The 10,052-nt window shown below is 50.3% G+C and carries 9 protein-coding genes; 2 read left to right on the forward strand and 7 right to left on the reverse strand.

The annotated features are described in order from the left end of the window. Complete coding sequence (locus tag MJX74_RS02100; RefSeq protein WP_240220463.1) at positions 1-747, forward strand: DUF481 domain-containing protein; 747 nt, start codon at positions 1-3, stop codon at positions 745-747. A 45-nt stretch (positions 748-792) separates the two neighbouring features. Here MJX74_RS02100 and sbcC read toward each other — a convergent pair whose 3' ends face one another. From sbcC to MJX74_RS02120, 4 genes are all read right to left on the reverse strand, one after another. Then, positions 793-3,777: an exonuclease subunit SbcC gene (gene sbcC / locus MJX74_RS02105; RefSeq protein WP_240220464.1), complete on the reverse strand. Its 2,985-nt coding sequence runs from the start codon at positions 3,775-3,777 to the stop codon at positions 793-795. Then, the gene (gene sbcD / locus MJX74_RS02110) at positions 3,774-4,991 is read right to left on the reverse strand and encodes an exonuclease subunit SbcD (RefSeq protein WP_240220465.1); all 1,218 of its coding nucleotides are present in this window, start codon (positions 4,989-4,991) and stop codon (positions 3,774-3,776) included. The genes sbcC and sbcD overlap by 4 nt, the downstream gene beginning before the upstream one ends. 137 nt (positions 4,992-5,128) lie before the next feature. Beyond that, positions 5,129-5,668, reverse strand: a complete 540-nt coding sequence (locus MJX74_RS02115) for a BON domain-containing protein (RefSeq protein ID WP_240220466.1) — start codon at positions 5,666-5,668, stop codon at positions 5,129-5,131. Between the two features lie 101 nt (positions 5,669-5,769). Next, entirely contained in the window at positions 5,770-6,267 is a 498-nt protein-coding gene (locus tag MJX74_RS02120) for a hypothetical protein (RefSeq protein ID WP_240220467.1), read from the reverse strand. 195 nt (positions 6,268-6,462) lie between these two features. Here MJX74_RS02120 and MJX74_RS02125 point away from each other — a divergent pair, with 195 nt between their 5' ends. Continuing rightward, on the forward strand, positions 6,463-7,809 hold the full coding sequence (locus tag MJX74_RS02125) for a sigma-54 interaction domain-containing protein (RefSeq protein WP_240220468.1): 1,347 nt from the start codon (positions 6,463-6,465) through the stop codon (positions 7,807-7,809). Between the two features lie 7 nt (positions 7,810-7,816). Here the strand turns inward: MJX74_RS02125 and MJX74_RS02130 are convergent, their stop codons facing one another. From MJX74_RS02130 to MJX74_RS02140, 3 genes are all read right to left on the reverse strand, one after another. Continuing rightward, entirely contained in the window at positions 7,817-9,466 is a 1,650-nt protein-coding gene (locus MJX74_RS02130) for a diacylglycerol kinase family protein (protein ID WP_240220470.1), read from the reverse strand. Positions 9,467-9,546: 80 nt separating this feature from the next. Further along, entirely contained in the window at positions 9,547-9,741 is a 195-nt protein-coding gene (locus MJX74_RS02135; RefSeq protein WP_240220472.1) for a hypothetical protein, read from the reverse strand. Positions 9,742-9,793: 52 nt separating this feature from the next. Continuing rightward, entirely contained in the window at positions 9,794-9,970 is a 177-nt protein-coding gene (locus MJX74_RS02140) for a DUF1328 domain-containing protein (protein ID WP_082694821.1), read from the reverse strand. Positions 9,971-10,052: the final 82 nt, after the last annotated feature.

Below are 10,052 nucleotides of genomic sequence, written 5' to 3' on the forward strand. Positions count from 1 at the left end.
ATGAAGTATTTTTCAATTCTGGCACTGGTTGTCGCTGGCGGTGCACAGGCTCAGGCCCATGATGCCGCAGCAACCGGCAAAGTATGGACCACCTCAGCAGAACTTGGTGCCATTACCACCTCAGGCAACACTGTCGGCACCTCTATTACCGGTAAGATTGATGCCAAACAGGAGCTGGAGCAGTGGAGCAACCAGTATATTTTCAGTGCTTTCTTTAAAGAAGATGAGAAAACCGATGACAACGGCGACAAAATAACCGAGAAGTCGGCAGAGCGGTATATGCTCTCGGCAAAAACTGCTTATAAACTGGAAAGCGAGTTTGCCAAACTGTTTGCTTTTGGCTCATACACTGATGATGAATTTGGTGCTTATACCGAATACACCACTGTTGCTATCGGTTATGGCACCCGGGTGTACAACGTTGAAGATAAATCGCTGGATGTGGAGATAGGTCCGGGTTATTTCAGCGGCAAACGCTCTACCGGTGAAACAGAAAACGGTCTGATTGTGCGCGGCGCAGCTGCCTTTAAATGGACCATCAGTGAGTCTGCCAGTTTTGCCCAAACGCTAAGCGTAGAATACGGTGACGACAATACCCGTTCTATCGCAGAGACCTCGCTAATGGCGAAAATAAATGGCTCACTGCAGATGAAAGCCGCATTTTTGGTACAAAATGACTCTGATGTACCCGTAGGCAAAAAAAGCACTGACACCCAGACTTCTCTGACTCTGGTGTATTCGTTCTAATTGCTGTGCCCGCCATTTGGCGGGCAATTTCCTCACAATCACCGCTTAACTGACAACCCGGATCTGGCTATAACCCAGGCCCTGTTGTTTTTCTACTTTTATCTGCAACGCTATCCGCTCTTTTAATGCCTCTACATGGCTGATAATACCAATCATCTTGCCACTCGCGTTCAGATTATCCAGTGCGCTTAACGCGCTGTCCAGCGTGTCAGCATCAAGAGTGCCAAAACCTTCATCGAGAAACAGCGAATCAATGCGGGTTTTGCTGCTCACCAGATCTGACAATGCCAACGCTAACGCCAGACTGACCAGAAAACTCTCACCGCCAGATAAGGTTTTGGTATCGCGCAAACTATCGGCTTGCCAGGTATCCAGTACCACCAGTTCCAGTTCGGCATCAGCATGGCGTGCCAGTTGATAGCGGTTATGTAACAGCGTCAGCTGGCGGTTGGCCAGCACAATCAGTTGCTGTAGTGTTAAGCCCTGGGCAAAGCGGCGGTATCTGGCACCGTCCGCCGAACCAATTAAACTGTTCAGCCGCTGCCAGTGTTCATACTGCTGCTGTTTACCGGCAATATCCTGCAGCAACTGCTGCTGGCTATCGCGCCGCTGGGCATCACTATTAAGTTGCTGCTGCAACTGCCCGAGTTGCTCGGTCATTTGCTGTACTTGCACTTCTTGCTGCTGCAGCTCATTAGCCAACTCACCGGCAGATAACACCGACAGCTGCTGCTGGGCAATAAGTTGCAGCCGCTGTTGCCAGTCGGCCAGCAAGCGCTTTGCGGCAACTTCGGTTTGTTGTAACCGCTGTTGTAACTGCTGCAGGGCACTGAGTTCAGCCTCGCTAAGCAATGCAGCCTTAAACGCCGCTTCGTCAGCAAAGCTGCTATCGGTAAGCGCTTGCTGCCATTGCTGCGTGGCCTGTAGCAACTCAGTAGCGGTTTGCTGTTGCTGGCGCTGCAGCACCTGCTGCTGGCCAAGCCACTGCTGCATTTGCTGTTGTAACTGCTGCAAAGCAGCCGTTACTGTCTTTAACTCCGTTACCGGCGTTGCTGCCTGTGGTTGTGGTGTCTGCATAGCTTGCCATTGTTGATGCCAGTGATCATGCTGTGCCGCCAGCTCTGCCTGCTGTTTATCCAGGTGCAGCGCCTGCTGCTGCCATAACTGCAACTGATGCTGGTTATCTGCCAGTTGTCGCTCAAGCTGCTGCTGCTGTTCTTTTACTTGCTGGCGCTGCTGTTGCAACTGCTCCAACTGGCGCAGGTGTTGCTCATTTTTACTGAGCTCTGCCGCGATAGCATCAAGCTGTGTGGTAATAGTTGCCTGCGAACTGCCTTCAGCCTGGTGGGAAATTTCGGTGTTTAGCTCTGCCAGCTCACTGTCCAGCTGGGCTAATTGCTGGGTTAAATGCCGCTGCTCGGCCTGCAGCGCTGATTCACGCTTGTTAAGCTCTTCGCCCTGACGTTGCGTTTGGTTGAGTTCAGCTTCTTTTGCCTGCAACTGCTGCTCTGTAGTGGAGCTGTTAAGCTGTTGATATGCAGTGACAGCCGGGTGTTCTGTCGCGCCGCACAGCGGGCAGGGCTGTTCTGGCTGCAACCTTGAGCGGTGCTCAGACAGTTGCATAATCAGCTGTTGCTGGGCCAACAGCTGTTTTTTGTCATTGATCTGCTCGGTCAGTGCTTTGTAATGCTGGCGCAGCGTGACTAACTGCGCGGTTACCGGTGCCAATGCCTCTGCGGTGCTGCTAAGTTGCTGCTTCAACTCAGTGCTTTTTAATTGTAGTTTTTGTTGCTGCTGTAATGTCTGCTGTAATTGCTGCAGCTGATACTGCTGCTCACGGCGTTGCTGTTGTTGCTGGCGCAGGCTGTCTGGCTCAGCGCCGCTTAATGCGCTATCTAACTGCTGTTGGCGGCTGTTAAGCCCGTCCAGTTGCGTTGTCAGCGTAAGCTGCTGTTGTTGGGTATCTTGTTGCTGTTTCGCACGCTGCTGCGCCTGTTGAGCAAAACTGTGTTGCTGTTGTTTAAGAAATTCTACCCCCTGCCACAGCAACTCGGCCTGTTGCTGGCTACCACCGGCTATTTGCTGTGCCAGTGTGGCTTGTTGTTGCTGATACTGCTGTTGTTGCACCAGCAGTTGCTGCACAGCAGTGTACAACGGCTGCAACTTACTGGCCGGCTGATAAGCACTTAGCCGGGCCAGCTCCGTTTTATGCGCTGCATTTGCGGCCAATGCTTGCTGCACCTCTTGCTCTGAGCGCTGCAGTTCTTGCTCAGCACTGTCAAACTGCTCGCGCCAGGCCAACACTTTACGTTGCTGTGTCACTGTCTTCTGTTGTTGTGTCAGTGTCGCTTTTAACGCTGAAAGCTCATTGCTAAGCGTTTGCTGTTGTTCCTCGTTAAGCAGCTCTACCGCACCGGCCCTGGCCTGCAGCAGGTCCAGCTGGTTTTTTTGCTCACGGCAGTCATTAAATACCTGTTGTGAAATACGGCCGTAAATATCAGTGCCGGTTAACTCTTCGAGTAATTCAGCGCGCTCGTTGGCATTAGCATTAAGAAAAGCAGCGAAGCCGCCCTGCGCCAGCAGCATAGATTTAGTGAAACGGCCAAAATCTAGCCCGGTGATCTCGGTAACCAGACGCAATTTATCGCTGGTTTTTTCTGCCAAAATGCTACCATCCAGCTTCGCTAGTTCAGTTTTAGCAGCCTGTAATTTGCCATCACTCTGGCCACGGGCCCTGCGCTGGCTCCAAAACGCCCGGTAGCCCACCCCGGCAACCTCAAACTCAACTTCGGCCAGGCACTCACTGGTATGGCGCGTCATCAGCTCATTGCTGGAAGCAGAAGTACTTAGCCGCGGAGTTTCGTGATATAGCGCCAGACAAATGGCGTCGAGAATGGTGGTTTTGCCAGCACCGGTGGGCCCGGTAATGGCAAAAATATTGCTTTGGTTAAAAGGTGGCAGGCGAAAATCTATCCGCCACTCGCCACGCAGAGAATTAAGGTTTTGCAGCCGCACCGACAAAATCTTCATGCCGTTTGTTCCACTTTAGCCAGCACCTGACGGTGCAGTATGGTCAGTTGCTGTTGCTGCTCATCGCTTAATGTTTCTGTTTGCAGCCGGGTTTGCCATACCTGCTCTGGCGTCAGCTCAGACAAACTTTGCTGCACCGGCGCAGTTAAACCACCAGCCTGGTTGCTACGCTGACGGCGTAAGCGCAGCAGTTGCACCGGTAAACCCTGCAATAGTTGCTCAACTCTTTGCTGTAAGTCAGTAAGGTAAGCATCAGTTTCGCTTATCACCAGCTCCAGCCATAGCGTACTACCATCAGATACGCCCTGCAGCGCCATCTGCACTTTTTCCGGCACATCAGCCAGGCTGGTTTTAATACTGCACAACGGTTGAAAACACGGCACAGGCACGCTGCTAACGGTTTTTTCAGCGCCGTTAAACTCGAGCAACCACAGCTGTTTTTGCGCTTTGGCTTCATCAAAACTCAGTGCTATCGGCGAGCCGCTGTAACGGATGTCGGTAGCGGCTTTTAGCTGTTGGCTCTGATGAATATGGCCAAGCGCGATATAATCAGCCGGCGGAAATGCATCCGCCGGAAATGCATCCAGCGTACCTATGTATATGTCGCGTACAGATTCTGACGTACTAACGCCGACAGTAGTCAGGTGTCCGGTCATAATGATTGGTAGTTGCAGCTGGTGCTCAGTGTTGTAGCCTTGTGCCAGCACATACAGTTGCTGATAATGCTGTGCTATGGCCTGCTGCAGGCTAAGCTGTTTGTCACGGGCACTCTGGCCACTTTGGCTTTGCAGTAAATCACGGGCACGTAAAAAAGGTACGGCGCACAGCAGCGCGGCAGGCTGTTTTTGCTGATCATGCAGCAGTACCAACTGCTGGTTCAGATCTTCACTGCTGCTCGCAAATACCCGGGTGTTTAAGTAGTGCAGCAGATTTTTACTTTCATTCAATACTGCAGCGGCATCATGGTTACCGCCCAAAATCACCAGCTGGCAAGCACTACCTTGTAACTCAACAATAAACTGATTGTACAACTCACGGGCATAGCTGGGCGGTGTGGCCGTGTCGAAGATATCACCGGCAACGATAATGGCATCAATATTCAGTGCTGTTACCTGTTGCACCAGCCAGGTTAAAAAAGCCTGATGCTCAGCCTGTCGGCTGCGGCCAATAAAGTGCTGGCCCAGATGCCAGTCAGAAGTGTGCAGAATACGCATAGCGGGAAAATACCGGGGAAATCAGTGGCCAAAGCATACCGGATACTACGCCAGACAGCAAAAAGCCGATCTGGCCCGGCAGGCTCAGATCGGCGGTTAATTTACTGCCGCAGCGTCACGGCAATGGTATTACGCTACTACTTTGCAACCTGCAGTTTGTCGACTACGCGGCTGACATCAGAGGTGTTTTTTGCAATGGTCACCGCTAAATCTTTTTCAGCGTCAGAATCGACTTCACCGTGCAATGTTACTACGCCGTTTTTAGCGTCGACATTGATCGAGGTACCACTTACTTCTGATTCAAATAGCAAACGGGTTTTAACCACAGTGGCAATTTTGGCGTCTTTTAACGCACTGCTGTCTTTGCTGTCAGCATTTTTACCTGTATTAACTACAGTTAACTGGTTATCTACGTCAGTTACGCCTTCAAGATTTTCGATCAGCTCTTCTGCCAGTGCTTTATCTACTTCACTTTCCACTTTACCAGTTAACGTCACGTTGCCGTTTTTAACATCGGTATTAATATCAAACGAATTCAGATTACCGTTCAACAGTAATGTTGTTTCGGCTTTGCCGTCAATCCACGCATCTTTGGCGCCGTCTTTCCAGTCATTCGCCGCTACTGCTGTGGTGGTTAATGCCAGAGTCATCATCATTGCTAAAGTTGTACGTTTCATGTTGTCGCTCCTTGTTATTGAGACGATAAGACTAATGCCAGTTTGATGCCACAATTTAAGCCATTGTTCTATAAAGAATTTATTTTACCATTCAGCTCGTGTTAATTTTTTGTTTGTATATTTTGCCTATCTACCGGTAAAACTTTCAGCAATGGCTGTAATTGATCACTGGCCATTTGCAGCGCAGCAGATAAATGCGCCAATGTTACTTTTGCTGCGCGGCTATGGACCGTTTTAATCAGTTGCTTTAACACCTTCAGTTGCTGCTGTAACAAACCGGCCAGTTCGTCCTGCATAGGCTGCAGCAATGGCTGATTATGCAAAGCCGTTTGCTGATGCAGGTACCAAAACTGCACGGCAGCCAATTCGCTGCTGTAATCCTGCGGTATAGCTTCCTGTTTCGCTGCAACAGGTAACTGCTGTGCTGCCGCACTATGTAGCTTCGACAATTCAATGAAGTTGTAGCGCAGATTACTATCGGCGACTTGCTGTGCTGCTTGTTGAAAGAAGCGTTGTGCTGCGACGCAGACGGAATAAACGCCAGATAATATTCTTTCTTCTGCCCATTGTTCTGACTTTGCTGAACCTGCATACTCCATAAGGGTACCTCCTGTGCGGTTTTAGCGGTCATAGTTCATATTCAATTCATATACCAAAGTGTATATTCATGATTTAATTAGTTATTTTATAAGTTCGCAGTTTGGCCGTAACACATATTGGTAAGTTTTACCCATTCGGATTGTTAAATTTACCGTGCTGACATAGAGTTATATATCGCAACTGAGAGCTGACAAATGAAACAACCACGTTTATTCCTGCATGTGCAGGACTCCGGACTGGCTGCCCAGCTGTTACAATCGTCTGCTGTGCGCCGCTTCGTGGTAGTAAGAAGCAGCGATGCCGCTCCCTGGCCTGAGCAACTGCAACAACAGCCTTGTGAGCTGGCATTTATTCAGGCGGATAAACACAGCCAGGCCGACTATCAGCGGCTGCTGAGCAGTAAGTTGCTGGCAGAGATCGATTTTATTGTCATCAGCGACGGCTTCCCTGATCCGGTACTGGATCAGCTGATGCGCTCCAGTGCTGGTTATCACTTCCGCCAGCCGCTGGACATCGCCCGCGTACTTAATGTCCTGCAAGATTTTTATGAGCAGCTCAGCACCAGCCAGCAGCAGGCAAAAACTAACGTCAGTGCGCTGGATCAGTTCGGTTTACTGGTGGGATCTTCCCGTTCCATGCTTAAGCTGTACCGGATTTTACGGAAAGTTGCAGTAACAGAAGCTAACGTATTAATTGTTGGTGAAAGCGGTGCAGGTAAAGAGCTGGTTGCCAATACGCTGCACTTAGCCAGCTACCGCTCAGAGCAGCCTTTTGTGGCCATTAACTGTGGAGCACTAAGCCCCGAGCTGGTAGACAGCGAACTGTTTGGCCATACCAAAGGCGCCTTTACCGGTGCACTACGTGAACACCAGGGAGTATTTTCACAGGCAGAAGGCGGCACTTTGTTTCTGGACGAAATAACTGAGATGCCGATAGATCAACAAGTTAAGCTGCTGCGGGTATTAGAAAGCGGCGAATACCGCCCGGTAGGCAGCGACAAAGCACATCAGGCCAATGTGCGTATTGTGGCGGCAACAAACCGTGACCCACAACAAGCTATCGCTGATGGCGCACTGCGGGAGGATTTATATTTTCGCCTGGCGCAATTTCCGGTGCATGTGCCACCACTGCGCGATCGCGGCGATGACATCTGCGGTTTGGCCAAGCACTTTCTGTCCTACCGTAACGCTAAAGAAGAGCAACAAAAACAGCTGGCAGCCGAAACGCTGCAACTGATTGCGCAGCACAGCTGGCCTGGCAATGTGCGTGAACTAAAACATGCGGTAGAGCGCGCCTATATTCTGGCCGATAAAGACATTCTGCCCGAGCATCTGCTGCTAGAAACCGCTACAGAGGATGCTGATGAACAGTGCCTGACCGAAGTACCCTGTGGTGTATCACTGGAAGAGCTGGAAAAGGCCGCTATTTTAAATACGCTGGAACAAAATGCCGGCAATAAAACCGATACCGCACAACAACTGGGTATCAGTGTAAAAACTCTGTACAACAAACTGGAAAAATATCAGCAGACCGAGCAGTAAGCTGTGCTCAGGCGGCAGCCTGCTCGCTGTCAGCACTGTCTGCCAGCATAACCAGCAGTGATGCCGGAACAACACTGATATCCAGTGCGCTATCGCTGTAAAGCTCACCATCTATAACATACTGCAAGTTTTGCCCGTCCTGCCGGCGAATTTTTATCCGGCGGGCGCTGCAATGTTGGCTGATGGCATTCAGGCTGATATTGGTTAAACCCGCCAGTGCCAGCTCTGCTAAACCCAGTACGGCGTTGTTGTCGGCATTGTCGGCCGTCAGCCAGGTAATATCCAGTTTACCATCCGTTAAATCAGGTGCACCGTGGCCCTGAGCCAATAAGGTAGTTAGGGGTGCGGCATTGGCGATCACCAGGCTGGCGGTATCCAGCTGTTGTTCTGGCTGATCATCAAATTGCACCAGCAACTGCTGAATATGGTTGGCCTGTACGGCCTGCCATAAACCATTGAGGTACGCCAGTTGCCCAAGCTGATCTTTACTGGCACGATCTGCCGCCGCTATCATTTGTTGTTCAAAACCAACGCCAGCTAACAGCAGCATCAGCTTGTCGTTACAGCGTGCAGTGTCTATTGCTCGGCTTTGGCCTTCAATAATATTCAGGCAGGCAGAACGCACAGGCATCAGCTTGGCACTGATACCCCACAGCGCATGGCTGAGGGCATTGGTTGTGCCAAGCGGAATAATACCCAAACGGATTTTGCTACCAGCCAGCACTGAAGCGACTTCGCTAACCGTGCCGTCACCGCCGCAGGCAATAACCATAGTGCAGCCAGCCTGCTTTGCCTGCTCAGCCAGTTGATGCGCGGAGCAGTTATCGCTACTGGTATGCACACTTAGTTGCATAAAAGGTGAAAGCAATTCGACAACTTCTGTTTCTGCTTCTGCCCACTTACCGCCACCGGCAGCAGGGTTAGCAATTAGCCATACCGGCTGCTGGCCCTGTTCGGTGTAACTATCGGTAAATTGCCGCAGTGCGGCCAGTTGATGCTTGTTAAGCCGGGCGGTGTGCCGCACCTGCCGGATCAGCGCTACGGCTTTATCGGCACTGCGGCTGTTGTGCCGGCTAAGTAAAAAAGCCGCCAACACTAACACTGAGCGGCCGCGCCCCAAAGCACAGTGCACCAGTACTTTACGGCCATCTGCGCGTTGGCGCTGTAGCCAGTTTACAGCTTGTTGCAGCTGGGTGCGGCTGGGGCTGGCGTGGTCCAGCACCGGAATATTCAGGTAGCTGATATCATCAGATTGGCTTAATTCGTCCAGAGCGGCGAATTCAGCGGTAACATCCAGCACAGCCGTTATTTGCTCTTCGCGCAACTGCACCATATCTGCTGCAGTTAAACGGGCGCCAAGATATAAACCACCACTGACCCGCTGCATAGGCGCCACTTTATCGCGACGTCGAGCCAGCAGGTTATACAGGCCTGCACTAAATAAAAAGGGAATAAACAACCAGCGGCTGTACCATGGCAAGCTGCCATCGTTGCGCTTGCGAAACACAGTTGCAGTATTTAGCCAGTAAGCAGAACTGACCACCAGAAAAGACAATGCCGCCCAGCCCAATATTAGTTGTAACAACAGGTAGGGAACAAACCAACTGCTAACAGCGAATAATAATGCCAGCAACACATAGTACAGAGCGATGATCATAGCCGGTCGTCCTCCTGCCAAAGCTGTATTCCTGACAAACAAGACAAACGTAGCCGCCCATGGGCGGCTACGTTATATGCTTAACAATCGTCGTCTTTAGCATCTGCTTTGTCTTTGACATCCTCACATAAGTCTTCCACTTTATTACCTACATCAGTAGCGACTTCATCAATTTTTTCACCCGCTTCTTCAGCATTATTTTTTTCACATGCTACAACGGAAAAAACCAGTGTTGCTACCAACATTAAACGGAATAATACGTTAGTTATTGTCATACTTTATTTCCTCTTCTTACAGCTTACAAATTAAACACTTACTACTTGTCACTTAAAGTCTTGGCGACTTACCGCGCAATGCGCCTGCCAATAGTGAGATAACCAACAGCACGATAAAGATAAAGAAAATAACTTTAGCTATACCTGCAGCTGCACCAGCAATACCACCAAAGCCAAGAACAGCAGCAATAAGCGCGATAATTAAGAATGTTAATGCCCAGCCCAACATAATGTTCTCCTTATGTGCGATATGCACAAGGTCAATTGTCAGTAGGAATATAGCCAATAACATGCCAGCTTTTACAAAACAA

Origin of the sequence: Rheinheimera hassiensis (assembly GCF_022436675.1) — a bacterium.
Taxonomy (GTDB): Bacteria; Pseudomonadota; Gammaproteobacteria; order Enterobacterales; family Alteromonadaceae; genus Alishewanella; species Alishewanella hassiensis.

What these genes read in the sequence shown, in the direction of transcription:
- MJX74_RS02100 (WP_240220463.1), top strand. Translation starts at nt 1, where the DNA reads ATGAAGTATTTTTCAATTCTGGCACTGGTTGTCGCTGGCGGTGCACAG.
- sbcC (WP_240220464.1), bottom strand. Translation starts at nt 3,777, where the DNA reads ATGAAGATTTTGTCGGTGCGGCTGCAAAACCTTAATTCTCTGCGTGGC.
- sbcD (WP_240220465.1), bottom strand. Translation starts at nt 4,991, where the DNA reads ATGCGTATTCTGCACACTTCTGACTGGCATCTGGGCCAGCACTTTATT.
- MJX74_RS02115 (WP_240220466.1), bottom strand. Translation starts at nt 5,668, where the DNA reads ATGAAACGTACAACTTTAGCAATGATGATGACTCTGGCATTAACCACC.
- MJX74_RS02120 (WP_240220467.1), bottom strand. Translation starts at nt 6,267, where the DNA reads ATGGAGTATGCAGGTTCAGCAAAGTCAGAACAATGGGCAGAAGAAAGA.
- MJX74_RS02125 (WP_240220468.1), top strand. Translation starts at nt 6,463, where the DNA reads ATGAAACAACCACGTTTATTCCTGCATGTGCAGGACTCCGGACTGGCT.
- MJX74_RS02130 (WP_240220470.1), bottom strand. Translation starts at nt 9,466, where the DNA reads ATGATCATCGCTCTGTACTATGTGTTGCTGGCATTATTATTCGCTGTT.
- MJX74_RS02135 (WP_240220472.1), bottom strand. Translation starts at nt 9,741, where the DNA reads ATGACAATAACTAACGTATTATTCCGTTTAATGTTGGTAGCAACACTG.
- MJX74_RS02140 (WP_082694821.1), bottom strand. Translation starts at nt 9,970, where the DNA reads ATGTTGGGCTGGGCATTAACATTCTTAATTATCGCGCTTATTGCTGCT.